Consider the following 25,677-nt stretch of genomic DNA (forward strand, 5'->3'; position numbering starts at 1 on the left):
AGAAACCTTAAAGGACTTAGGCTACCTTTCATAATCGGTATATTTGAGAAGTATCAAACTCCTCATTACTATGCGTAAATCCTATGCGATTTTAGCCCTCTTATTTGTCTTCGCTTGCGCGAAAATATATGCTCAAGGTATTACCGTTCAACCTGTTAAACCAACAGCTAGCGAAATATATCAAGACCTTCAAAAACTCAACTTTCTTGGCTCCGTACTCTACGTCGCTGCACATCCAGATGACGAGAATACTACGGCTATCTCTTATTTTGCAAACACAGTTAAGGCAAGAACTGCCTATTTATCGCTTACGAGAGGTGATGGTGGTCAGAATATTATAGGTCCAGAATTACGCGAACTACTTGGCGTGATACGTACTAACGAACTACTAGCTGCTCGTGCAACAGATGGTGGAGAACAGCGATTTACAAGAGCAAACGATTTTGGATATTCAAAACACCCAGATGAAACGCTCGCTATCTGGAACAAGGAAGAAGTACTGGGAGATGTAGTCTGGGCAATACGAACTTTCAAACCAGATGTGATTATTAACCGTTTTAATCACAGAACACCGGGAAGTACACATGGTCATCATACTTCAAGCGCGATGCTTTCTGTTGAAGCTTTTGATCTTGCGAGTGATACCTCAAAATATACAGACCAGTTACAATACACAGACACCTGGAAGCCTAGCAGACAGTTTTTTAATACCTCTTGGTGGTTTTACGGAAGCAAAGAAAAATTTGATGAGGCAGATAAATCTAAATTGGTTCAAGTAGACGTAGGTACCTACTACCCTAGTCTCGGACTCTCTAATACAGAAATCTCTTCCCTTAGTAGAAGTCAGCACAAGTCTCAAGGATTTGGAAATACGGGAAGCCGCGGTACAGAAGACACCTATTTTGAATTATTACGCGGTGAGATGCCAACTAATAACGACGTTTTTCAAGGAATCAATACAACCTGGACACGTGTGAAGGGAGGTCAAGCCATTAAAAAATTATTAGATCAAGTCGTTGCCGACTATGATTTTACTGCTCCAGAAAAAAGTATTCCTGAGCTAGCTAAAGCATATGCACTTGTGCAACAATTAGATGATGCTCACTGGAAAGCTATTAAATCTAAAGAACTACAAGATATCATCACTGCCTGCGCAGGTATTTATCTAGAAGCAGCTGCAAATACTGGTTATGCTACTCTAGGGAGCGAAGTAACCTTAAAACTTGAAGCGATAAACAGGAGTATGCAATCTGTTGTACTCAACAGCGCATTTATCACATCAAGCAATCAGCGACTAGCTAGCAACCAATCGCTAACTAACAACAATACACTTACTACAGAAGCAACAGTTTCTATAGATGATTCTTTTAAAGATACTTCTGCTTACTGGTTACGTGAAGAAGGAACTTTAGGAATGTACCGTGTAGACGATCCTACCATGATAGGAAAGCCAGAAACTCCACAACAAAACACAGTGAAGTTTGACCTCACTATTGCTGGCGTACCTATTTCGATTGAAAAACCAATTGTTTTTAAATACAATGATCGCGTTAAGGGCGAAGTGTACGAGCCTTTTGAAATAGTACCAGCAGTTTCATCAAAGCTAGACTCGAAGGTTATAATTTTCGCGAAAGCGGAATCAAAAAACATTCCCGTAACGGTAACAGCACATCAAAATAATTTTAGCGGAAACGTATCGCTCACTGCTCCTAGTGGATGGACCATCACACCAAAAAGTGTAAACATATCCATAGCATCAAAAGGTACAGAACAGAAAGTCATATTCTCAGTAACACCTCCTAGCACTGATAGCGAAGGAGATCTCACTCCCGTAGTGACCGCCGGAAATAAGGCGTATACCAAGGAGCTCGTAACAATAGATTATGCGCATATCCCGTTGCAATCACTTTTCTTGCCTAACAAAGCAAAAATTGTACGACTTGACATCGAGCGTAAAGGGGATTACATAGGCTACATTCAAGGTGCTGGAGATGCAGTGCCAGATAATCTCACACAGATAGGCTACCAAGTTGCCATCATAGAACCTAATACTATCACTCCAGAGCTGCTTGCACAATTTGATGCAGTGGTCGTGGGAATTAGAGCTTATAATGTAGTAGATGAGATGCAGGTAAAGCAGCCACTCTTACTCGATTATGTCAAGGCTGGCGGTACACTTATCGCACAATACAATACCTCTGGTCGCTGGGGTGATACAAAAATAGGAGCTCCTTATGAGATGCAACTTAGTAGAGACCGTGTAACCGATGAGAATAGCGAGGTGAGAATTCTTGCCGTAAATCATCCTATCATGAATTTTCCAAATAAGCTCACCCAAAAGGATTTTGAAGGCTGGACGCAAGAACGTGGCCTTTATTTTCCAAACAAGTGGGATGATGCCTATACTCCTATTCTCTCTATGAATGATAAAGGAGAAACGGCAAAAGATGGTAGTTTGCTAGTCGCTCCATATGGTGACGGGCACTACATATATACAGGGTTGAGCTTTTTTAGAGAACTACCAGCAGGAGTATCTGGAGCTTATAAATTATTTGCAAATATGCTGAGTATAGAAAAGCAAGAAAAGAGCGAGATAAAGCAATGAAAAATGAATCCAAATACCCATGGAAAAAGAAGTACACCATAGTACTGCTCCTTAATCTAGCTTACATTATCGTGTTTTATCTATTAATGACCTCATTCTCATAATATGGAAATAATAGACTGGGCAGTACTAGCATTTACGCTCATTTTTATAGTTGTTTATGGAACCTATAAAACACAAGGGAGCAAAAACGCAGAAGAATATATAAGAGGTGGTAATACCTCAAAATGGTGGACGGTAGGCCTTTCTGTAATGGCTACACAAGCAAGTGCCATCACTTTTTTATCTACCACAGGTCAGGGATTTTATGACGGTATGGGATTTGTCCAGTTTTATTTTGGGCTTCCTATTGCGATGATTGTGATTTGTTTGGTGTTTATACCTATTTATCACAGGCTAAAAGTGTTTACAGCCTATGAATATCTAGAAAGTCGTTTTGATTTAAAAACGAGATCACTCGCAGCTACCTTATTTTTAATACAACGTAGTCTCGCTGCAGGGATTACCATTTATGCACCAGCTATTATTCTCTCGGCAGTATTGGGTTGGGACCTCACTACGCTCAATATTATTATAGGGATTGTTGTGATTATATATACCGTTTCTGGTGGTACGAAAGCAGTTAGCATTACTCAGAAACAGCAAATGGCGGTGATTTTTGCTGGTATGGCAATTGCCTTTTACCTTATTCTTGATAAACTTCCGGAGAACATCAGTTTTACAGATGCCTTGAGTATCGCTGGTGCTGGCGAAAAAATGAATCTGTTAGATTTCTCTTTTGATTTAAGCAATAGATACACGGTGTGGACAGGCTTACTAGGAGGAACTTTTTTAATGCTTTCCTACTTTGGTACAGATCAGAGTCAGGTGCAACGCTACCTTTCTGGGAAGAATGTAAAGGAAATGCAAATGGGTCTTCTCTTTAACGGAGCCTTAAAAATCCCGATGCAGTTTTTCATCCTCCTTGTGGGAGTGATGGTTTTTGTTTTTTATCAGTTTAATAGTGCGCCGCTACACTTTAATCCTGCCGCGACAGAAGCCGTGAAGACTTCTATATATGCGAGCGAATTTGAATCCCTCGAACAACAACTCGCTCAAAACCAAAACAACCAAAAAGAAGCTGCCTTTAATTATTTTAAAGATCCTACACTCGATATTTATGAAGAGAATGGAGCTCAAAAATCTTTAATAGATAAATACGAAGGTATTGACAAGGAAATAAGATCTGTGGGTAAAGTGCTCATTGCAAAAGCAGCTCCAGAGGTCGAAAATAATGACAAAGATTACGTCTTTATCCACTTTATACTCAATAACCTTCCTAACGGACTAATAGGGTTATTACTTGCTGTAATACTGAGCGCTGCAATGTCATCTACTGCGTCAGAACTTAATGCGCTAGGCGCTACTACCTCTGTAGATCTTTATAAACGTAATTATAAAGGAACTATGACAGACAGACATTACGTGCGCAGCACCAAAGGCTTTACACTTATGTGGGGAGTGCTCGCCATAATTGTAGCTTGTACGGCAAGTCTATTTGAAAACTTAATCCAGCTTGTAAATATCATAGGTTCGATTTTTTACGGTAATATTCTTGGGATATTTTTACTTGCATTCTTTATCAAATTTGTAAAAAGTAATGCCGTGTTCATAGCAGCACTCATTACGCAAGTAATCATTATCATCGTTTACGGACTCATACATTTTGAGATTATAGAATTCCCATATCTATGGCTCAACGTGGTAGGGTGCGCCCTCGTAATGGGACTAGCCATGTTACTACAAGTAAGCTTTGGAGGTTCTCAAGATAAGTAGCAATGTGTAATTATGCTTTCGCGAAAATGTGAAACAACTAATTAGTATCGCTATAATTAAATACGATCTACATGACTAAAGAAACTAACTGGGCAATACTAGGCTGTGGAAAGATAGCTGACAAATTTGCAAATGATGTAGAACTTACTCAAGGTGCACATCTTTATGCTGTAGCAAGTAGAAATCTTGACAATGCATCAGCATTTAAGGATACTCATAACGCGACTATCGCATATGGTAGCTATGAGGAAATGCTTCTAGATCCTAAAGTAGATATCGTATACATTGCTACTCCTCACATGTTTCATAAAGAGCAAACGCTTTTGTGTCTCACGCATAAAAAAGCAGTGCTTTGCGAGAAGGCCTTTGCCATGAATCTTGAAGAGGTTGAGGAAATGATCGCTTTCGCGAAAGCGCAACAAACCTTTTTAATGGAAGCACTGTGGACGCACTTCTTACCTCATTACCAATTTGTACTTGATACGGTTAAAAATGGAGATTTAGGAAAGATTAAAAACCTTACTGCCAACTTTGGTTTTGACGCAGTTTACGATGTAAATACACGCTTATATAATAAGTCACTCGGTGGCGGTAGTTTACTAGACGTTGGTATTTATCCAGTGTTTGCAGCACTAACACTTTTGGGATATACTGAAAATATAAGTGCTTGGGCTCTATTGGGTCCCACAGGTGTAGATCATCATTGCTCCATGAAATTAGAATATCCTAATCAAGTAGAAGCAAATTTATTTTCGGCTATTGATGAAAAAACAGACACTACTTGTCACATCACTCTAGAACATGGCGAAATACTCATAAACAGCCGTTTTCATGAGCCAACTAATGTGACAATCATTACCAATGGTACTTCAAAAACATATGATTTCCCAATTCCGGAAAGTGTGAATGGATATCATTATGAGATACTGCATTGCCAGAAAATGCTTGAAAGCAATAAGACCGAGAGTGATATTATGACTTTTGATAAGAGTAAAGACCTTATTAAAATGCTAGATACCATTAGAAAAAACATTGGGTTAGTGTACTGACAAATAACTACAAACGGATTTAGATTACAAATTATCACAGTTCGGTCATTGATTTTTACAGTTGGGTAATGGAAGATTTTTTTCGCGAAAGCGTGATGATATATTTACATCATCAACAAAAAACAATAACTATCTAATACTATCAATTATGAGAACAATTATCTTTTTATTACTCGCAGCTGTTTCAACAATTTCTTTTGGACAAGAAGCAGAAGGAGTTACCATCACGGTAACCATTCCTAACTTAACTAATAATGACGGTTCTGCCTCTGCAGCGCTATATAATGAGGCGACCTTTATGAAAGCTGCCCCAATAGATTCTCAGGCAGCAACGCCAGAAAACAATATGGTTACCTTAGTTTTTGAAAATGTACAGCCTGGAGATTATGGGATTATAACGCTACATGATCAAAATGGAAATAACCGCATGGATTTTGAAGCAAACGGGATGCCTAAGGAGGATTATGCAACTTCTGGTAGTGGTACAGGTTTTGGACCGCCTAGCTGGAACAATGCAAAATTTACAGTAGGTACAGAAGATGTTCAACTAGAAATTAAAATGTAATATTACTTTCTACATATTACAAAGCCAGCAGTCATCTGCTGGCTTTTTTGCTATAAGAAAAAACTTATAAATTGATGTTGTACATAGTTACACTCAATGATTTTCTTACTTTTGTGTTATATATTAGAACATGACTATTACTCAACTTAAATATGTGCTTGCGGTGGCAGAGCACCAAAATTTTACAAGAGCAGCTCAAAAGACATTTGTTACTCAGCCTACGCTTAGTATGCAAATACAAAAGCTTGAAGATGAGCTAGACATCCTTATTTTTGACCGTAGCAAGAAGCCTATTGAACTTACAGAAATAGGGTCAAAAATTGTACACCAAGCCCGTAATATTGTAAACGAAGCAAACCGTATTACAGATATTGTAGATCAACAGAAGGGGTATATAGGAGGTGAGTTTAAACTAGGAGTTATTCCAACGGTAATGCCTACGCTACTCCCGATGTTTCTTACTAATTTTATAAAAAAATACCCTAAGGTTAAGCTCAAAATTGAAGAGCTCAATACAGATCAAATCATGGAAAAACTTGAGGAAGGACATCTAGACGCCGCTATCGCGGCAACTCCTCTTGAGAACCCTATGATTAAAGAGAGACCTCTTTATTACGAACCTTTTGTAGCATACGTTCCACAAAACCATAGACTGAGTAGTAAGAATATTTTGGAAACTACAGATTTAGACATGCAAGATATGCTCGTGCTAGAGGACGGACATTGTTTTAGAGATGGTGTGATTAATCTCTGTGCAACACCTAGAAATATGAATAATGAGAAATTCTCATTAGAAAGCGGAAGTTTTGAAACGCTCGTAAAACTAGCAAATGAAGGTTTAGGCATGACGCTTTTACCGTATCTACATACACTTGATATACCTGTAAAAGAAAAACAACTTTTTAAATCATTTAAAGAACCTTCTCCTGCTAGAGAAATAAGTATTATCTATCATAAGAGCGAACTTAAAATACAAATTATAGAGGCCTTAAGATCTACAATCGCTGGAGTGGTAAAAGGTGCAATTACATTTCAAAATGTGCAAATAATAAGCCCTATTTCAAAATAAGCACTCATTTAACACTAAAAAAGCCCCATTGCTGGGGCTTTTTTTATTGTTTTAAATAAATTAGACAATGACCAAGATCAGGATTGGTTTTTACCAAAGCATTGATCCAGATTCTAAGTTCATCTATTTCATAAGGTAATAGTCGTTTAATTGCTTTCTCTAGTTCTTTACAAAATAGTGTGCTATCAAAACTTACCTTATCTAAAATAGTTTTTGTGTATTCAAACATTGCTCTCGCCATATTCGAAGGGTTTTATAGGGTTAGATTATTAAAAGTAGTTTGATGCTATAGGCTATGATTTAAATTTTTGAACTCTATAAATATAAGATATAAAGAGTAATACAACCTCTATCATACTACTTTTTAACATCTTAAATTAAAGTTAAATACTTGTTAAATAAGTAGTTGCGAGATTTCTCAAAATCGATTATCACCGTCAAGTAAATCTCCTAAGCCTCCTAGTATAGAGCCCTCACCCCTTTGTTTGCCTCCTGCCTTTGGAGCCATTGCTAGCACACGGTTTGCAAGACGACTAAAAGGAAGTGACTGTATATAAACAGTTCCAGGACCGCTTAATGTGGCAAAAAACAACCCTTCTCCACCAAAAATGGTGTTCTTAATACCTCCTACAAATTCTATATCATACGTTACCGTACTATCAAAACCTATGATACATCCAGTATCTACTTTTAAACGCTCCCCAGGAGCAAGTTCTTTTTTAAGAGTTGTTCCTCCTGCGTGTACAAATGCAATACCATCGCCTTCTAGACGCTGCATGATAAATCCTTCTCCACCAAAAAGGCCCCTACCTAGCTTACGCGAAAATTCTATTCCAACAGAAACACCTTTTGCTGCGCAAAGAAACGCATCTTTCTGGCAGATAAACTTCCCTCCTATTTTATCAAGATCTATAGGAATTATTTTACCTGGATATGGAGAAGCAAAGCTTACTTTCTTCTTACCTATTACATCATTATAAAAAGCTGTCATGAATAAACTTTCTCCAGTAAGTAAACGCTTTCCTGCTCCAAAAATTTTCCCCATTAAACCTGTATCCTTTGCAGAGCCATCGCCAAAAATGGTTTCCATGCGGATACCATCTTCCATCATCATAAAGCTACCAGCCTCTGCAATAACACCTTCTTGCGGATCTAACTCTACCTCTACATATTGCATCTCTTCTCCAAAGATCTCGTAATCTATTTCATGTGCATTCATTCTTTTTGATTTTTTGATTGTAGCTATAGGTAGCTATAAACCCAATCTTGTTACACTGATTTAAAAAAGAAAAAGCCCAAAGGTATCTTCGGGCCTAATTTTAAAATAATTTTTAATTACAAGGGTTGTAAAGTATATGACCTAGAAACGGTGATTACATGACACTCATCTTCTTCAACATTAAAAGTCTCTGTTATAATGGTCTGGAAATTCTCTTTTTGAATAATTAAAAAATAACTCCCCGCTCGCTCATCTGGTCCTACGTACACTCCAGAACTTTCTTCTGTAAGCGTAGCTTCAAACTGTTGATCCTTAGCAACGATACTTACTCCTTCTAATAAAGAACTATCTTCTGTATTTCTAACCGTAATTCTAAAGGAAGGCACCACCTCAGTAGTACAAATCACCTCTGCTGGACTAGGTGAATCGTCATCACCACAGGAAATAAACATTACTAGACAGCATATAACAAGTAAATATTTCATAGACTCTAATTATTTTATACTAAGATACTTCTTTACTACTTCAAAATGAATATGTGCACTATAGATTATCTAGCTGGTTGCTGTTTTTATCATCACTTATTGTCCAGAAAAAGCCCACAAAAAAGAACTGATCAGTCGCTGGGCGTAATGCTCTGCGGTCAAAGGTACCTGCAGGATTAGGAGTATCTGCATATTGATAGCCATTTACGTTTCTTAATCCAAGTACATTGTTTACAGAAAAATACAGGATCTTTTGCTGGGATAACAAATAAGCCCAGTTTACACTTAAACTATTAAAAGACTTCGTGTTTGCTTGTAAAAATCCACTTATATTTCTGTCTGTATACGTACGCCCAGAACTATGCTGGAAGCTTACGCCCACCTGTGACTTCCAATCTTTAATAAAATACTTACCCACCACAGATAGGTTATGAGGACTCGCAAAAGATGGTCTTGCCTGTTCCTCAAAATTGAGATATTTCCTTTCTGAATCTAAGTAGGAATAGCTCACCCAGTAATCCATATTTTTTATACTGGTATTATCTCTCCAAAAAACATCCACTCCCTGCGCATAACCATTTCCCTCATTTGCAAAAACGCTCTCTGGACTATTAAACACAGTATTAGAGGTAATCAAATCACTATAACTCTTACGATACGCCTCTGCTCTAAATATCCGACCATTGTTGCTATACTGATAGTTTGCTATGTAGTGCGTCGTCTTTTGAGCATCAAGATCAAGACTAAATTTTAAAAAGTCATTCAGCGGATTTTGATAAAAGTCTCCATAAGCCAAAGAAAACTGACTGTTTTTACCTGTTTTATAGGCTAGGCTCACTCTAGGCGAAAATGTGACTCCTTCCATATAATCTGTATAACTCGCTCTAGCGCCTAGCTTCAAAGCAAAATCACGAGAGAAAATAATATCACTCTCGGCAAAAGCAGCAGAAATATTACTCTTAAAATCATAAGCTGCTACGATATTCTGATCATCAAAGACTCCATTAAAATCCTCCTTAAAATTTGTTATAAAATGCTCCGCACCAAAAGCTAATTTAAGTCTATTTGAAAAACGCTTTTTAAGTTTGACTTTAAGATGTGCACTATTTTCTTTGTTATCGATGTTAGTAGCCGATTGTAGAGATGTATCATTTTGAGCACTCGTATAACTTCCTCCCGTTTGTATACTCCAAGTATTACTTAACATTCCAGTATAATTCGTGTTTATGTAGACATTTGTGTTTTTTAAGCCTAGCGTGAATCCTTCTGGATTATTAATATCTTCTTGGGTAATGTCAAAACTTGTCTTGTCTCCTGCTGCATATAATTTAAACAAACCATTTTCTGTCCTGTAGCGATAGACCGCTTCTCCAGAAAAGGTCTGAAAAGGCTTATTAAAATTATTACGATTAGAAAACAATGCCACATAGGGAGCAAGATTTATGTAGGATGTACTTACACTGAGCGAACTCTTCTCCCATTTTCTGGTAATTCCTAGTCCGCCGCCTACAGACATAAGAGAGATATCTGTCTTATTTTGATCTGGCTCATCTATGGTATTCAGTAATAGAACACTTGACAAAGCCTCTCCATACTCCGCCGAGTATCCTCCAGTGGAAAAAGTAATCCCATCAAAAAGAAAAGGACTATACCTGCCACGAGTAGGCGTATTATTTGCTGTAGGTGTATATGGAGTAAAGACACGTATGCCATCTATAAATATCTGCGTTTCTCCGGCATCTCCTCCACGTACAAAAAGTCTACCATCCTCAGCTACCGTTGTTGTACCAGGTAGCGTTTGTAACGCACCTACAAAATCTCCTAGCGCACTTGCCGTAGTCACAACATCCAAAGGCTTGAGCACAGAAACTTTACTATTATCACTAGCCTCAAAGGTCCCTGCCGAAAGTACAACTGTATCTAGTGAGTTTACGTCTTCCCGCAATGTGATTTTAAGGTCTTTAAAAGTCGTTACTTCCATAAACGACTCATACGGTTCGTATGATAAGAAGGTGACTTTTAGTAGCTGCGTTCCCTCTTCACTTGTGGTAAAAGAGAATGATCCATCTGCTGCGGTACTGGCTCCATCATAAGTGCCATCTATAAAAATATTTGCACCTTCTATGGGAATTCCTTTCGAGTCTGTGACTTTTCCCGAGACGACGGTCTGGGCAGCTAATTGATAACATAATAGGCAAACGAGAATGTGTAAGAGTGATTTCATAAATAGTTCGGTTGATTGATTGTTGAGCAAATATGGAGCGAACTACGCTTTCGCGAAAGCGTAATACTCTCAACCGTCATTTTAGAGTTCCCAGTTGTACTTCATAAGATTAAAGTCCTAATAAAATCATTTTTCTCACAGACGTTAAAGAAGGTTTTAAAGCGAAAAGGACATTTATAACGTTTACGTAACTACCACAACATTTGCTTTTGCCTGAGAAGTAAAAATTTTCAAAAAAAATCAAATTAAAATTAATTTTTTAATGAACTATAAACGTGTTTACTAAAGCTATAATCGGCAATATTCAGTGATTGATTTTACTAAAACGTAACATATGAGGATGTGCTTACACAACTATTATATCTATATTTATCCCGTTGAAAGTTCAAGAATTTAACAAGTAAGAAAAAACCTCTGCAATTAGGGAGCAGAGGTTTTTTTCTTTTTAGGCACTTATTAGTTGATCATCTCAGGCGTCAATTATATAGAGTAACTTGGACGTTACCAGAAATAGACTAAAACTTTTAGAATTATTCTGTAACACTTTGTAAGAAATCTCTACTTACCATTAACTAAGCCACCAACCATTGGATAAAACAGTCGAAGATAATTTTGTAACCCTTCTGGAAGAGAACCAGAACATTGTGCATAAGATTTGCCGATTGTATACCAACAATCGGGATCAACACAATGACCTTTTTCAAGAGATTACGATACAATTATGGCGTGCCTTCCCTAAGTTTAGAGGAGACTCAAAGTTCAGTACGTGGATGTACCGCGTGGGATTAAATACCGCCATCACTTTATATCGTAAATCTAAGAGAACGGTGCAGACTCAGGATTTTGATTCTGTCATGTTTCGTATATCGTCAGAAGAATATGATGATACCGTCGAGCAGCAATTAAAGTTGATGTATAGTGCAGTAAAAGAGCTTAATGATATAGATAAGGCACTCGTCTTTTTATATCTAGAAGATAAAAACTACAGTGAAATCTCTGAAACCCTAGGTATATCAGAGGTAAATGCAAGAGTGAAGATGAACAGAGTGAAGAAAAAGCTCAAAAAAATATTAAATCCATAAGCTATGGTAGATGAACTAGAAATGCTAAAGAAAGATTGGCAAAAGCAGGAAGGATCACTTCCTAAATATACGAAGGAAGACTTGTACCCTATGCTACTTAAGAAATCTTCTTCTGTAGTGAAGTGGATACTTTTTATAAGTATTGCAGAATTTGCTGTATGGATCTTACTCAGCTTCGGAATTAAAATTACAGGAGACGACGCCTCAAATGTAAAAACTGTAATAGGAGATTCAGTAGAATATATTTCAACAGGAATTCACCTAGCAGCGCTTATATTCTTCATTGGTTGGTTTTATAAAAATTATAAAAAAATTGAAAACACGGACTCTCCAAGAGTACTAATGCAAAATATTTTAAACACGCGTAAAACCGTAAAATATTATATATGGTTTAACCTTGCGTTTCTTGTACTTGGGACTGTAGGTGCATTTGTTTTGATAGAGGCAACGCATCCAGAGTTCCTTTCTACAGATAGTCTCTTTCTAGCCGTAATAAGTCTGATTATTATGCTCGCTTTAGCGATTGGTATTCTCCTTATTATTTATAGACTACTGTACGGCCGTCTTTTAAAGAGACTAAGAGTAAATTACAATCAACTTAAAAAATTGGAACTTTAAATCTAGGGGGTTTGAGTTCTGATTAAGGCAATAGGTCAAGCTGTTGCCTTTTTACTATATAAAAAGCGAGAGCGACCTTACGGTCGCTCTCGCTTTTTTTTCTTAGTAAGGTGAGTATATTAATACTCCCACTTTCTCTTTTTATTAAGTTCTTCTTCTGCTTCTATCTCTTCCATAGGAATCACCTTTAAGAAAGATGGATGTTGCTCGATTGCATATTCTAGTTGCTCTACAATCTTCTCTACAGAGTCGTTTTCATAATCAATTACAAGTGGCTCTTTTACTTCAAAAGATTGAAGAATACCACGTTTTTTAATACGTAATCCTTTCTTGTCAAAACTCCTTCTAAAACCATCTATCACAATAGGCACTACGATAGGCTTATAGTTCTTAATAATGTGAGCGGTTCCTTTTCTAATAGGTTTCCATGGTTTTGTAGTTCCTTGCGGGAACGTAATTACCCAGCCATCATCTAGCGCTATTCCTATATTCTCAGTATCCTTAAGGTTTACCTGGCGATCTATTTCTTTACCTTTTTCTCTCCAAGTACGACTCACGGTAATGGCTCCTGCATAAGCCAGTATGCGCGGTAGTAAACCAGCCTTCATCGTTTCTCCAGCGGCTACGTAGTAAAGGTTGAGTTTTGGATCCCACAGGTATCCTATATTTTTTATAGAATCTGTACGACCGCTTAAACTCGCGTTAAATACGTGAAACATGGAAACCACATCTGCAAAATATGTCTGGTGATTTGAAACAAATAATACGTTTCTATCTGGAAGATTAGTCAGTATTTCAGAACCTACTATCTGTAATTCATTAAAACCGCGATAACGTCTATGAGTCATTGCACCAGCAATTCTTATAAGCCAGCGTTTTAAGAATAGTATATGTCCAAATGGATTTTTTTTAAATATCCCCATTGTGTAGTTTAAAAATTGGTTGTGTTTGAGTGCGCTTTCGCGAAAGCGTACTTGGTTACAAACAGCCTGTAAAGATACAAAAGGCGTTACAATTTTAAAGAAGTGTTAAGAAGCGATCGTACCTCACTGAGCATCATTGCTGTAGCTCCCCAAACAATATGACCTTGCAATTTATATGCTGGTACCTCCATATCATCCATATACGAGGTAGAGAGCTTTTGAGTGGTTATACAGTCGTCAGAGAGAAACTCAGAAAGTGGCACAGGTATTAAAGACTCGACCTCGCTTTCTTGAGCAATAAATGCTGGAGTATGATCTAGATGTCCTATAAATGACTGCACCCAGAAATTACTAGGAGGAATGTAAATATTTGTGAGTTTGCGAGAGATTACAACATGAGATTGCGGCACGCCTACCTCCTCTTCTGTCTCTCGCAATGCTGTATGCGCAAGGTTTCTATCTGTGAGTTCTACCTTTCCTCCAGGAAAGCCTACTTGATTAGAATGTACACCTTCATAGGTCTTACGTAAGATGAGTATAAACTCCGTATCACCATCTGGCGTAGGATAAAATAAGCACATCACACCAGCTTGTCTTGGGTTGCGCTTTGTGATTTCTAGTTCCTCGAGTTCTTTAAGTCGTTCTGTGGGTGCCATCTCTAGTTGCACATCGCGCCCTGGAAGCGGGAGATTTCCTATTTTTGAAGCTAATTCTAAAAATGATTCAAATTTCATTTATGCGTACGTATCTCTGGATTATTATAGCGCTGCTAGCGAGCACAAGTTGTCAAGATAAGAAATCTGCACCTAATTCTGTAAAGGAAGAAGTGGCAAAAAAAGACACGCTAGCACTACAACAAAAAGACATCAAAAAAGTAGATCCATCACTGGTAATGGGTACTATAAAAGAGCCTACAATTTCTGGTCAAGAAATGGTCATTGATTTTCTTACGGCTTATGGAGAAGAGAATCCTGAGACTAAGGTTAAGATTACCACCCGTTTTGGAGAAATAGAAGTGGAGCTTTTTACAGATACTCCGCTACACAGAGCAAACTTTATCATGCTCGTAAAAAACGGCTATTTTAATACGACGCAGTTCCACCGAGTGTCACCTAATTTTGTGGTACAAGGAGGTAATAATGATACGCAAGGCACTGCGCGCAACAGAGCGAGTTTTGGGAGTTATTTAATACCAAATGAAGCAAATCCTAGCCATACGCACACGCGAGGAGCATTTTCATCGGCTAAGTATACCGAGCAAAATGTGAGTAATGCGACTGCTCCTTTTGAGTTTTTTATTGTGCAACCAGAACGTGGAGCGCATCACCTTGATGGGGATCACACTGTTTTTGGCAGAGTGACTAAGGGAATGGATGTTGTGGATGAAATTAATAAGTTAAAAGTGGACGGCAGCGAGTGGCCAGTTGCAAATGTATATATGAAAATTGCCCTTATTGATTAAGCGTCTTTTTCTTCTTTACACACATTCTATCCGCGTTGCCTCCGTGCTTCAAAAACTAAGATTCCCGCAGCAACTGAGACATTCATAGAGTCTATTTTACCTCTCATCGGGATTTTAATATTTGTACCTACAGTGCGCCATTCTTGAGATAACCCTGTAGCTTCTGTTCCTACCACTATTGCTGTAGGCGTTGTATAATCTTGTGCTGCATAATCTACCGCCTCTTGTAAAATAGCACTGTAAACCGCTATTCCTTTTTCTTGTAAAAATGAAATCACCTCAGCAGTTGTTCCTGTTGCAATTTGTGTGGTAAACACACAGCCCACGCTTGATCGTATGATATTAGGATTGTATAAATCTGTTTTGGGATTTGCGATAATTACTGCATCTACCCCAGCTGCGTCTGCTGTTCTTAGTAGTGCGCCTATATTTCCTGGTTTCTCTGGTGCTTCGGCAATTAATAGTAGCGGATTTTCAGGTAGCGCCAACTCTTGTAAGGTTTTAGTTTCCGCTTTCGCGAAAGCGATAATTCCCTCCGTTCCTGCTCTATAAGCAACTTTCTGGTATACCTCGGTAGATAAACTTGTCATCATCGCTGTGCCATTTACCATCCCAGCAACCTCATCTTCTGAAATTACAGCTTCATTAAAATAAACCTCTGTAATCTCGTATCCTGCGGCAATAGCAAGTTCTATCTCCCTCACACCTTCTATAATAAAACCACCCTCCTTCTTACGTGCGCGTGACTTATCTTGAAGTTGTAACAGCCTTTTTACAGCTGGATTCTGGATACTAGAAATATATTTTGACATAGCACAAATGTAGAATATTCTGAAGATTAGAGAAAAACTAGAAGAGAATAATTGCTTGTCAACACAAGAGTCTTGATAAGCTTAGCAATTTACATTTATCTCATTATTTTAAAGAATAGGTTCTATGCTTTTATAAACCGGTAAATGAATTTTTCTCTTTATCTGAAAATGATTGACGAGTTTTGTAAGACTATAAATTCAGTACGACTACAATGCAAATTCTAACCAATAATATACTATGAACAAATCTATCTTATTACTTGCTGGGCTTATAGCTTTTGCAAGTTGCAAAAATGAACCAACCGTAAACACCGAAGAAGTTGCTGTCGTAGAAACTCCATCAAGAGTGTACCCAGATCAAATTTCTAAAGTTTTTGAAGCGCACGGAGGTATTGACACTTGGAATAACATGAATAACTTATGTTTTACCTTACCTAAAGGAGACATAAACGAAATACACACGGTTGATCTTAAATCTCGTAAAATACGTATTGAGACTAAAGATTTTGTACTAGGATATGATGGTAAAGACTTATGGTTAAAACAAGATACCATCGCTTTCCAACCAGAGAGAGCTCGTTTTTATCATAATTTGATGTTTTATTTTTATGCAATGCCATTTGTACTAAGTGATGAAGGAATCATATACTCAGAGGTTCCTGCTTTAGAAATGGATGGTGTAAGCTACCCTGGGACTAAAATTAGCTTTGGTAGCGACGTAGGGGATAGTCCTGATGATAATTACATCCTATATAATGATCCTACTACAAATGAAATGGCATGGCTAGCGTATACAGTGACAGCAGGTAGTGATGGACCAAGTGAACGTTACAGCTTTATTAAATATGCAACATGGCAAGATGTAAATGGTCTCAAATTACCTAGCGAACTACAATGGTACAAAGTAGTAGATGGCAAGCCTACAGAAATGAGGAATGCTATGAATTTTACAAACCCTACAGCAACTGCTACGCAACTAGATATTGCTACTTTTTCAAAACCTGAAGGTGGAGTACTTGTAGAGTAATCGGTTACCACATAATTAGCAACACAAACGCCATTCTTGATGAATGGCGTTTTATTTTTACCACAACTCGCTGATTATCAAAATTAAAAGCCATAATCTACCACTATCAGCATATTGCATCTTACTGCTATTTAGGCATATTTCTGATTAAAATCTATTAGATTTACTTTACAAATAAAATGCATAATTTTAGTTAGCTAGTTGTCTATATATGAAATACTACAGCCTTAATAAGCAAGCGCCAGTCGTCACTTTTGATGAAGCAGTAATACGAGGAATTGCTCCAGATAAAGGACTTTACTTTCCTGAAAACATCCCAGTACTTCCTGCTACCTTTTGGGAACATCTTGAGCATTTATCTAAAGAAGAGATCGCTGTAGAAGTTATGAAACCTTTTGTAGGTGATAGTATGGACGAGGTTACACTTACAGAAATTGTAGCAGATGTACTTTCTTTTGAATTCCCGCTAGTTCCTATAGAAGATAATGTGGCAACGCTAGAACTTTTTCATGGACCTACTATGGCCTTTAAAGATGTAGGAGCTCGCTTTATGGCGCGATGTCTAGGTCACTTCTTAAAAGAACGTAATCAACAAGAAGAAGTCACTGTACTTGTAGCAACCAGTGGCGACACCGGTGGAGCTGTTGCTAGAGGTTTTTATAAAGTGCCAGGTATAAAAGTGGTAATCCTCTACCCTTCTGGAAAAGTATCTGATGTGCAAGAGCGACAACTCACCACCTTAGGAGAAAATATCACCGCACTTGAAGTTGACGGTAATTTTGATGATTGCCAGGCGATGGTGAAGAAGGCGTTTTTAGATCAAGAAATTACAAGTACAAAACAACTCACCTCTGCAAATAGTATTAATGTCGCAAGATGGCTTCCGCAGTCGTTGTATTATCTATTTGCTTATAAAGAATTAAAGAAGCAAGGAAAAGCAGATTCCCTCGTGTTTTCTGTCCCTAGTGGAAACTTTGGTAATATATGCGCTGGTATGGTAGCACATATGATGGGAATGCCTGTGCACCAATTTGTAGCCTCTGTAAATAGCAATACAACCATCCCAAGATACATGCAAAGCGGAGTCTATACTCCTACGGCAACGGTTGCGACCATAAGTAATGCGATGGATGTGAGTGACCCTAGCAATTTTATTAGAGTACTTCAACTTTTTGAAAATGACAGACAGTTGTTGTCTCAAAAGTTTTTATCATACTCCTATTGTGATAATGCAACACGTGGTGCGATGCTCGATTTGCATGAAAATCATAATTATATAGCAGATCCTCACGGCGCGGTTGGATACTTAGGACTCAAGGCCTATTTAAAAGATCATCCAGAAGCTTACGGAGTGTTTTTAGAAACTGCACATCCTGTTAAGTTTTTACCAGCAGTTACACCCGTAGTAGGTAACATTGATCTCCCCGAACAAATCAAAGAGTTAATGGATAAAACGATGGATACCATTCCTGTGAAGAATTATGAAGAGTTAAAGACCTATTTGCTGGGATAGTTCGCTTTCGCGAAAATCGTCCCGAATTCACTTCAGGAAGAATTCATAATCTAATACCAATTAAAGAAGAACACTATCTTTTAAAATAATTATAGCCAATGGCATCAATACTGAGGTGTTCTCAAAACAGTCATCAAACGTCACATATGATTACGAACGGATTAGGTAATTAATCCCAATCTACAATTGCTGCTGTATTCCCAGAGAGTACTCGTATGTATTTTGTGCCTTTTACAATCTCTGCGTGTTTCAGGGCAAGACGCTTAATTTTATAGGTATATCTTGTATCTAGAAGATTACCTTGCTCGTCGTAATATTCAAGTCGGTTGAAACGTTTTGCAGCATTTGATCTAAACACTGTGCGCTTTTTCCCAAATCTTTTCTTCAACATTTCATCAAAAGATTCGAGATTCTTAATTCCATAATTAATCACCCAGATATCACTTACCTCCTCTTCTTGTCCATTAGCATTGTCTGAGTCGGCATAGCTCATACCAGAGATGATTACTTCGTTATTTTCCTTTTGTAAAGCACTTGTGAGATATTCTTTACCAGAGCCACCAAGTTCTAGCTCCCATCTTACGATACCTACTTTATTAATTTTAATAATAGAAAAGTCTTCTGTAACTCCGCCATTTTGAGCTGTACGGTATTGATTTTTTGCTATAATTGCTTTTGTGCCTCCTAGTAGAATATCGCCATTATCTAGCTCCTGTAGCGAGGTAAGCTTATCATCTGTAAAATTTCCAAAACTACGCTGCCACAATATATTACCATGACTATCTATCTTAACCACCCACCAATCTGTTCCTCCTAGATTTTTAGTAGTTTTTGTTCCTCCTATTCCAGACTCAGAGATACCACCCAGTATAAAACCTCCATCTTGAGTGGCAATAGTTTTCACAATCTGATCGTCTTTTGCTCCACCTATAGTGGTAGACCATTCTAGATTTCCTGTCTTCCCGTAACTTGCTACATAAAAATCTTTATCGCCTAAGGTAGTAGCGTCGTCAGTTATAGCTTTGGTCGTATATCCTGCAGCTAGTGTACTTCCAGAGGCAGCGGTAGTAACACTACGTAACTTACGTTCCGTACCAGCAAGCTGATTTTTATTCCAATTCATCTGTAAAGCTGGGTCAAGATGTAGTCTCCACAAATCATCTTTGGACGCTGTAACTTCTATTTCAGTAACTTCTTGTTCTAAAAATGTAGGGTCACTGTAGCTATCTTCTAGTGTTTTATAACTTGATCTACTTGAACGCACCATTCTAGATTGAATCTTTTGTGGTGATTCAGGATTTTGAGAAATCGCAAACTCGTCTGTATTTATAATTGCAGAACTATCTGCATTTATCACTGTAGATCTAATGAGCTTAGCCTCTTCTGGCGACTGAAAAATTCTTTTAAGTACGGCTTTATTTCTTGAGGCTACCAGCCGCTCCTAGTCTACAACGCCTTCTCCATCTAGCTTGACCATCCAGACATCTGTCTCTGCAGTTGCATACTGGTCTAATGTGGTTTTCTTATTAGTATGTCCACCTATAATATAACCACCGTCTGTAGTTAATTGAGCCTCCGTAGTTCTATCTACAGGATACGTATCTAATCTCTTCTCCCATATAATTCCTTCTTGCGACCACGCAAGAGCTGGTAACAAGACAAGTAAAAAAAGAACGGTTATATTTCTCATAATCATTACTGTAGCATAACCTTCAAATTTAATTATTAATTAAATAACAGAAGATGCTATATATGCTTATTAGGCATATTGCCACGGACGTCGTTTATTGCGGTATTACATCGATAATTTACTTTTTATTTACCTCGCAAACTGCCACCTTTTCATACATTTGTGTAACCAAAAGAACTATAATAAAGATGAAAAATACAGCCTTAACTGAAGTACATGAATCGCTAGGTGCAAAAATGGTCCCATTTGCTGGTTATAATATGCCAGTTTCTTATGAAGGTGTAAATGCAGAGCACGACGTCGTAAGAAATGGTGTTGGTGTATTTGATGTTTCACACATGGGTGAATTTCTTGTGTCTGGAGAAAATGCACTATCATTATTACAATGGGTTTGTTCTAACGATGTTTCAAAAATAAACGTGGGCGGAGCACAGTATAACTGTTTTCCTAATGACACAGGAGGAATTGTAGATGATCTTATTGTATACCGTATTAAAGAAGATCAATACATGCTTGTAGTAAATGCGAGTAATATCGATAAAGATTGGGCATGGCTAGAAACTCAAAATACACTAAAGAGTTTTAATGCAGAGCTACGTAATATCTCTGAAGGTCACTCACTTCTTGCTATACAGGGACCTAAAGCTATTGAAGCTATGCAATCGCTTACAGAAGTAGATCTTGCAGGTATTAAATTTTATACGTTTGAGGTGGCGCCTTTTGCAGGTATTGAAAATGTTATTATTAGTGCTACAGGGTACACTGGTAGTGGTGGTTTTGAGATTTACTGTAAAAATGAAGATGCTGCACAACTGTGGGAAAATGTTTTTAAAGCTGGCGCAGACTGGGGAATCAAACCTATTGGTCTTGCTGCTCGTGACACATTACGTTTAGAAATGGGATATTGTCTTTATGGTAATGATATAGATGACAGCACTTCTCCACTTGAAGCTGGTTTAGGCTGGGTAACAAAATTCACTAAGGATTTTGTAAACAGTGAGGATTTAAAAGCTCAAAAAGAACAGGGACTTAAACAGAGACTTGTAGGTTTTGAACTTACTGAAAGAGGAATTCCACGTCAAGGATATAATATTGTAGATGCAGATAGTAATAAGATTGGTCACGTAACATCTGGTACTATGGGCCCTTCTGTAAATAAAGGAATAGGTATGGGGTATGTAGATACCGCTTTCGCGAAAGCGGACTCAAAAATTTTCATACAAATACGTAAGAATCTAGTACCTGCAACCGTTGTAAAGACACCTTTCTATAAAGGATAATAAACCGAAAAGCTACTCCCGAATTCCAAAGGACTAACTTTTGGAATTCGGGAGTTTTTTATTTGAAAAATTGTAGTTATCGCATTTAAAAAATCAAAAGATAAAGTTTTAATACTAGGCGCTAGTGGCTTTCTAGGAGGTGCTTTGTACAAGGAATTGTATAGGTACTACAATACCTATGGCACTTATCACTCTGGCAAGATATACAGTGATAACCAGCACTATGTGCGATTTGATCTTGTAGAAGATGATGTGTATGAAGTGCTAATCAAGATAAAGCCATCTGTAATTATAACGGCACTCAGAGGTCCTTTTGGCGACCAGCTAGAGGCTCATGAATCTATGATCGCTTATGCTCAAGAATCTGGCTGTCGTATTGTATTTATCTCTAGTGCAAATGTTTTTGATGCTTTTACAAATTACCCTAGTTATGAGAATGACAAGACACTCTCAGAAAGTATCTATGGTAAACTAAAAATTAGAATAGAGACGCTCTTAATGCGTCATCTACCAGAGTCACAATATGCGATTGTGAGACTGCCTATGGTTTTTGGTGTGGGTTCTCCTAGAATTGAAGAGCTCAAAAACCAATTATTACTAGGAGATGCCATAGAAGTGTTTCCGCATTTGGTAATGAATACTACTACAGATACTAAACTCTGCCAGCAGGTACACTATATTATTAATAGAAAACTATCTGGTATTTTTCACTTAGGAAGTACAGATCTTATACATCATAAAGAATTTATCCATGAGTTAGTAATTATGCTAGACCTCAATAGGAAACCTATGTATAAAAACGTATTTACTAGTAACTCTGATCGTTACCTCGCGGTCTTACCCAGAGACAATAAATTACCTAAGCATTTGCAGGTAACTAATGAAGGTGTTGTAGCAGGTAGCAGAAAATACAACGCAGAGTTTTAAGAAACATCTTTCTTATTTTTCAACTCACAGTTGTACCTTTATAAAACACCCTAATTTACAGCTTATGCCTTGGCATTTTTACGTTATGTCTATTATGTATACCCTTGCGGGTGTCATGCATTTTATAAAACCTCGAGTATATGGAGCTATTATGCCTGCATATATTCCTAAAAAGAAAGCAATGGTCTTTTGGAGTGGCGTGGCAGAAGTTGCTGGAGGCGTAGGATTACTCTTTGAAGAGACCAGAGTTATAGCGACATGGGGAATTATTGCGATGCTCATTGTGTTTTTTACAGTACATATCGATATGCTAAGTAATGAGAAACTCAAGGGTAAATTTCCCGTTTGGGCATTATGGATGCGTTTACCATTACAACTAGGATTAATTTATTGGGCTTATCAATATTTATAGATGTCATTATTTCCACAAGAGCCATATTCACTTGATCTTCCGGATGCCGATGTTACCTATTATAAAAACATGCTTACAGACGAAGAGGCAGCATCTTATTATAAAACGCTTCTAGAAGAAATCTCGTGGCGTCATGATGACATTAAGGTTTTTGGTAAAATATACCCGCAACCAAGACTCACAGCTCTTTATAGTTCTAATGCAAAACCCTACTCTTATTCTAATATTACGATGGTACCTGAACCATTTACTCCTGCATTACAAGCTATTAAAAAACAGGTAGAGGCTATTGCAGGTGTTACTTTTACTACTTGTTTACTTAACTTGTATCGTGATGGAAATGACAGTAATGGGTGGCATGCAGACGATGAAAAAGAATTAGGTAAGAATCCTATAATTGCTTCTGTAAGTCTCGGGGCTCCTCGCCTATTTAAATTTAGAAACAAGATTGATAAAACTCAGCAAGCTAAAATAATTCTCGAGCCTGGAAGCTTACTACTTATGGGAGGAAGCACCCAGCATAACTGGCATCACCAAATACCTAAAACAGCAAAAAAAGTAGCTCCTCGCATCAATCTTACCTTTAGAATTATCGCATAAAAAAAGCAAACGTTTAGGGGAAACGCTTGCTTTTGAAAAAGCTTCTCATTACATGAAGGAACATTGTTCAATTAGGGGTGAAAGCCGTATGTTTTTTAAAAAGCCTTAGAAGATACTTCGCTGTTAGTAATCTAGGGGTTACTCGACATCAATGTAAAAAGTCTCCTAAGGCCAAAATTTGTACAATAAACATTCAAAACGCGACTGTTTAAAATTGTATAAAGTCTTTTAAAATCAGAAAGAAAGAGGTGCTGTATATGAAACTTCAAGACATCATGCTTCACTCTAACACATGTCTAAAAAAAAACCAACAAACTAACCTTAAAAACAAAACTTCACAGCACCTCTGTAGTTTCTTTCTTTAATTCTGATGCAAAGCTATGCGTGCATAGTATATTTTAACTTGTATAAAATTAATTATTAATTGTACAATATTTAAAAAACTTTAATGTTTAGCTAAATGTTTATTTAAAATAAGTTTGTATCTTATAGAGTATCAAATCTTTAATCCCCAACCACATGCAAAGATTCAGTTTACAAGATACTTTTCTAATAAAGAAATTCAAGAAATTAGACAGACATCAAGACGAAGATAAACGCACTTATTTTGAAATTATTTTTATAGAAGAAGGAAAAGGAAAGCATTTTATCAATGAGTTTATCATCTCTTACAACGCAGGTGATATTTTTCTAATAGCCCCAGACGATACTCACTGGTTTGAAATAAATGAAGTAACAACATTCTGTTACTTTCAATTTACAGAATCATTATTTTCAAGTAAGATGAATCTGCCAGATAGGTCTTACTGGTTACACCGTATAGAGCGTATTATACAACATCCTAATCTTATGCCTGGTGATGTAGTCACTGCAGAATCGGATAAGGAGCTTATTTGGCAAATACACAATGCCATTGTTCTAGAGTATGAAATGGCCAAGGAGTTTTACAAGCACAACATCTCTAATATGGTCAGTACTACCTTAAGTATTATTGCTCGAAATATTACCCGTGACTTAAAGCCAAAAGCATTGAAGTCTAAGAGAGATCAACATACTACCATAGACGATATCTTAAACTACATAAGACAACATGTATATGATAGAGATAAAATGAAAGTAGCAGCTATTGCAGAAAAATTATCTATGACAAGTAGTGGGTTAAGTGCATACTTCAAGAAGAAGACAGGAGACTCTCTACATCATTATATTATTATGTATAAACTACACCTTGTAAAGTACAGGTTGAAAAACACTGACTTCACAGTGTCTGAGATCGCCTATCAATTAGGTTTTACAGATGAAAGTCACCTCACTAGAATTTTTAAAAAATACAATGAGATGACTCCAAAACAGTTTAAATCTAAGGAAGATGAAGAACTAGAAAATAATCTTACTTTATCCAAGTAACTCATTAAGAAGTTGAGCTAGGCGCACACCTCCTTTTTGTAGCTGACCTTTAAGAGTATCAAAGTAGTCATACATATAACGGTAGCCTAGTTTATCTCCTTTTTTAGTTTTTGAGTAAATATCTTTTACAAGATTTCTACTATCTTCCATCCACTCTTTGTAGGTGCCCGCTTCCATTGCCTCGCGTTGCCTTTTTGTAATCTTAGGCATGTTATCCGCTAGCTCGGTATAACTCATACCGTAGCTTTCTATCATTTGTGTATCCCACACACGGTGTAAGTTTGTCCCATCATTATACCATTGTACTTGAAAATCATTTCCACCTTTATCTTCTCCTATACCGGTATGAAGTGGCTGATGTAAATCTCCTATAAAATGTACTAGCATGCGTAAGTTAAAAGCCTTCTCCTCCTTAGTTGAAGTTTCAGATTTTATAACATTTATACATGATTCTATTCCTGTAATAATATCACCTCTCTCATTTTTAGGGTGTACATCATAGGTACTATCAAAAGGTACATTTACATAATGTTGTGTACCGTATTTTCTATATTGAGAATCACTTTTAATCTCATCTGCATAGGTAGATACTAGTGCTAGAGACTCGCCATCAAGTATTTCGGCGATGGCTTTTCTTGCTTTTTTAGATAGGTACTTTTCGGCAATGGCTCCTGTTGTTCTGTGGCCTGTCTTTCCCCAGTCGTAAGCAGCGACGTTTGATGTAAATACAAAAACTAATAATAGTGAAATAAGTATACGCATTGAATATTTTTTTGCCAAATGTACAATGAAACTTCTATGTTGCGTGTTATAAAACTATTAAGAATAGATACGCTTTCGCGAAACTCGTCCCGCATTCATTTCGGGAAGAGTGAAACTACACTATCTTTATC

At 37.3% G+C, this 25,677-nt stretch carries 25 protein-coding genes; 15 read left to right on the top strand and 10 right to left on the bottom strand.

What is annotated here, in order from left to right; translation table 11 throughout:
• Positions 1–70 precede the first annotated feature (70 nt).
• The 5 genes from JM84_RS11750 (at position 71) to JM84_RS11770 (ending at position 7,103) form a co-directional block, all read left to right on the top strand.
• Positions 71–2,605 (top strand): PIG-L family deacetylase, encoded by a 2,535-nt coding sequence (locus tag JM84_RS11750; protein WP_144784454.1) that lies wholly within the window; start codon positions 71–73, stop codon positions 2,603–2,605.
• 105 nt (positions 2,606–2,710) lie between these two features.
• On the top strand, positions 2,711–4,420 hold the full coding sequence (locus JM84_RS11755) for a sodium:solute symporter (protein WP_144784456.1): 1,710 nt from the start codon (positions 2,711–2,713) through the stop codon (positions 4,418–4,420).
• 71 nt (positions 4,421–4,491) lie between these two features.
• The gene (locus JM84_RS11760) at positions 4,492–5,469 is read left to right on the top strand and encodes a Gfo/Idh/MocA family protein (protein ID WP_144784458.1); all 978 of its coding nucleotides are present in this window, start codon (positions 4,492–4,494) and stop codon (positions 5,467–5,469) included.
• Positions 5,470–5,617: 148 nt separating this feature from the next.
• Complete coding sequence (locus tag JM84_RS11765; RefSeq protein WP_144784460.1) at positions 5,618–6,034, top strand: DUF2141 domain-containing protein; 417 nt, start codon at positions 5,618–5,620, stop codon at positions 6,032–6,034.
• A gap of 130 nt (positions 6,035–6,164) precedes the next feature.
• Positions 6,165–7,103, top strand: a complete 939-nt coding sequence (locus JM84_RS11770) for a hydrogen peroxide-inducible genes activator (RefSeq protein ID WP_144784462.1) — start codon at positions 6,165–6,167, stop codon at positions 7,101–7,103.
• Positions 7,104–7,146: 43 nt separating this feature from the next.
• On the opposite strand, the gene JM84_RS11775 is transcribed toward JM84_RS11770, so the two are convergent.
• The 4 genes from JM84_RS11775 to JM84_RS11790 all read right to left on the bottom strand — a co-directional run bounded on the left by JM84_RS11775 (position 7,147) and on the right by JM84_RS11790 (position 11,031).
• A complete protein-coding gene (locus JM84_RS11775) occupies positions 7,147–7,344 on the bottom strand; it encodes a hypothetical protein (RefSeq protein WP_013751773.1) in 198 nt (65 codons plus the stop codon).
• 177 nt (positions 7,345–7,521) lie between these two features.
• A complete protein-coding gene (locus JM84_RS11780) occupies positions 7,522–8,322 on the bottom strand; it encodes a TIGR00266 family protein (RefSeq protein WP_013751772.1) in 801 nt (266 codons plus the stop codon).
• 116 nt (positions 8,323–8,438) lie between these two features.
• Positions 8,439–8,807: a hypothetical protein gene (locus JM84_RS11785; RefSeq protein WP_144784464.1), complete on the bottom strand. Its 369-nt coding sequence runs from the start codon at positions 8,805–8,807 to the stop codon at positions 8,439–8,441.
• A gap of 58 nt (positions 8,808–8,865) precedes the next feature.
• Entirely contained in the window at positions 8,866–11,031 is a 2,166-nt protein-coding gene (locus JM84_RS11790) for a TonB-dependent receptor (protein ID WP_144784466.1), read from the bottom strand.
• A gap of 587 nt (positions 11,032–11,618) precedes the next feature.
• On the opposite strand from JM84_RS11790, the gene JM84_RS11795 reads away from it, so the two are divergent.
• Both JM84_RS11795 and JM84_RS11800 read left to right on the top strand, forming a co-directional pair.
• Positions 11,619–12,113, top strand: coding sequence for an RNA polymerase sigma factor (locus tag JM84_RS11795; RefSeq protein WP_144784468.1), 495 nt, complete (start codon positions 11,619–11,621; stop codon positions 12,111–12,113).
• A gap of 3 nt (positions 12,114–12,116) precedes the next feature.
• Positions 12,117–12,731 carry a hypothetical protein gene (locus JM84_RS11800; RefSeq protein WP_144784470.1) on the top strand — a complete coding sequence of 205 codons (615 nt, stop codon included), beginning with the start codon at positions 12,117–12,119 and terminating at the stop codon, positions 12,729–12,731.
• A 119-nt stretch (positions 12,732–12,850) separates the two neighbouring features.
• Here the strand turns inward: JM84_RS11800 and JM84_RS11805 are convergent, their stop codons facing one another.
• Together JM84_RS11805 and JM84_RS11810 are read right to left on the bottom strand one after the other, a co-directional pair.
• Positions 12,851–13,654 carry a lysophospholipid acyltransferase family protein gene (locus JM84_RS11805; RefSeq protein ID WP_144784472.1) on the bottom strand — a complete coding sequence of 268 codons (804 nt, stop codon included), beginning with the start codon at positions 13,652–13,654 and terminating at the stop codon, positions 12,851–12,853.
• An 86-nt stretch (positions 13,655–13,740) separates the two neighbouring features.
• Positions 13,741–14,388 carry an NUDIX hydrolase gene (locus JM84_RS11810; RefSeq protein WP_144784474.1) on the bottom strand — a complete coding sequence of 216 codons (648 nt, stop codon included), beginning with the start codon at positions 14,386–14,388 and terminating at the stop codon, positions 13,741–13,743.
• A 2-nt stretch (positions 14,389–14,390) separates the two neighbouring features.
• Between JM84_RS11810 and JM84_RS11815 the strand changes: the two genes are divergently transcribed.
• Positions 14,391–15,116 (top strand): peptidylprolyl isomerase, encoded by a 726-nt coding sequence (locus tag JM84_RS11815; protein ID WP_013751765.1) that lies wholly within the window; start codon positions 14,391–14,393, stop codon positions 15,114–15,116.
• A gap of 26 nt (positions 15,117–15,142) precedes the next feature.
• On the opposite strand, the gene JM84_RS11820 is transcribed toward JM84_RS11815, so the two are convergent.
• Positions 15,143–15,928, bottom strand: a complete 786-nt coding sequence (locus JM84_RS11820; RefSeq protein ID WP_013751764.1) for a TrmH family RNA methyltransferase — start codon at positions 15,926–15,928, stop codon at positions 15,143–15,145.
• Between the two features lie 238 nt (positions 15,929–16,166).
• Between JM84_RS11820 and JM84_RS11825 the strand changes: the two genes are divergently transcribed.
• Both JM84_RS11825 and thrC read left to right on the top strand, forming a co-directional pair.
• Positions 16,167–16,955, top strand: a complete 789-nt coding sequence (locus JM84_RS11825) for a DUF6503 family protein (RefSeq protein WP_144784476.1) — start codon at positions 16,167–16,169, stop codon at positions 16,953–16,955.
• A 211-nt stretch (positions 16,956–17,166) separates the two neighbouring features.
• Positions 17,167–18,468, top strand: a complete 1,302-nt coding sequence (gene thrC, locus JM84_RS11830; protein ID WP_144784477.1) for a threonine synthase — start codon at positions 17,167–17,169, stop codon at positions 18,466–18,468.
• A 169-nt stretch (positions 18,469–18,637) separates the two neighbouring features.
• Here thrC and JM84_RS11835 read toward each other — a convergent pair whose 3' ends face one another.
• Positions 18,638–19,825: a hypothetical protein gene (locus tag JM84_RS11835; protein ID WP_144784479.1), complete on the bottom strand. Its 1,188-nt coding sequence runs from the start codon at positions 19,823–19,825 to the stop codon at positions 18,638–18,640.
• Between the two features lie 84 nt (positions 19,826–19,909).
• Positions 19,910–20,158 (bottom strand): hypothetical protein, encoded by a 249-nt coding sequence (locus JM84_RS11840; protein ID WP_144784481.1) that lies wholly within the window; start codon positions 20,156–20,158, stop codon positions 19,910–19,912.
• A 188-nt stretch (positions 20,159–20,346) separates the two neighbouring features.
• Here JM84_RS11840 and gcvT point away from each other — a divergent pair, with 188 nt between their 5' ends.
• The 5 genes from gcvT to JM84_RS11865 all read left to right on the top strand — a co-directional run bounded on the left by gcvT (position 20,347) and on the right by JM84_RS11865 (position 24,784).
• Positions 20,347–21,438: a glycine cleavage system aminomethyltransferase GcvT gene (gene gcvT, locus JM84_RS11845; protein WP_144784483.1), complete on the top strand. Its 1,092-nt coding sequence runs from the start codon at positions 20,347–20,349 to the stop codon at positions 21,436–21,438.
• Between the two features lie 111 nt (positions 21,439–21,549).
• Positions 21,550–22,365, top strand: coding sequence for a sugar nucleotide-binding protein (locus JM84_RS11850; protein ID WP_144784485.1), 816 nt, complete (start codon positions 21,550–21,552; stop codon positions 22,363–22,365).
• A gap of 64 nt (positions 22,366–22,429) precedes the next feature.
• Positions 22,430–22,777 (top strand): hypothetical protein, encoded by a 348-nt coding sequence (locus JM84_RS11855; protein WP_013751756.1) that lies wholly within the window; start codon positions 22,430–22,432, stop codon positions 22,775–22,777.
• Positions 22,778–23,377 (top strand): alpha-ketoglutarate-dependent dioxygenase AlkB family protein, encoded by a 600-nt coding sequence (locus JM84_RS11860; RefSeq protein ID WP_144784488.1) that lies wholly within the window; start codon positions 22,778–22,780, stop codon positions 23,375–23,377.
• Between the two features lie 519 nt (positions 23,378–23,896).
• The gene (locus JM84_RS11865; RefSeq protein WP_013751754.1) at positions 23,897–24,784 is read left to right on the top strand and encodes a helix-turn-helix domain-containing protein; all 888 of its coding nucleotides are present in this window, start codon (positions 23,897–23,899) and stop codon (positions 24,782–24,784) included.
• On the opposite strand, the gene JM84_RS11870 is transcribed toward JM84_RS11865, so the two are convergent.
• Positions 24,773–25,546, bottom strand: coding sequence for a S1/P1 nuclease (locus JM84_RS11870; protein ID WP_144784490.1), 774 nt, complete (start codon positions 25,544–25,546; stop codon positions 24,773–24,775). The genes JM84_RS11865 and JM84_RS11870 overlap by 12 nt on opposite strands.
• Positions 25,547–25,677 lie beyond the last annotated feature (131 nt).

Origin of the sequence: Dokdonia sp. Hel_I_63 (genome assembly GCF_007827285.1) — a bacterium.
In the GTDB taxonomy this organism is placed as follows: domain Bacteria; phylum Bacteroidota; class Bacteroidia; order Flavobacteriales; family Flavobacteriaceae; genus Dokdonia.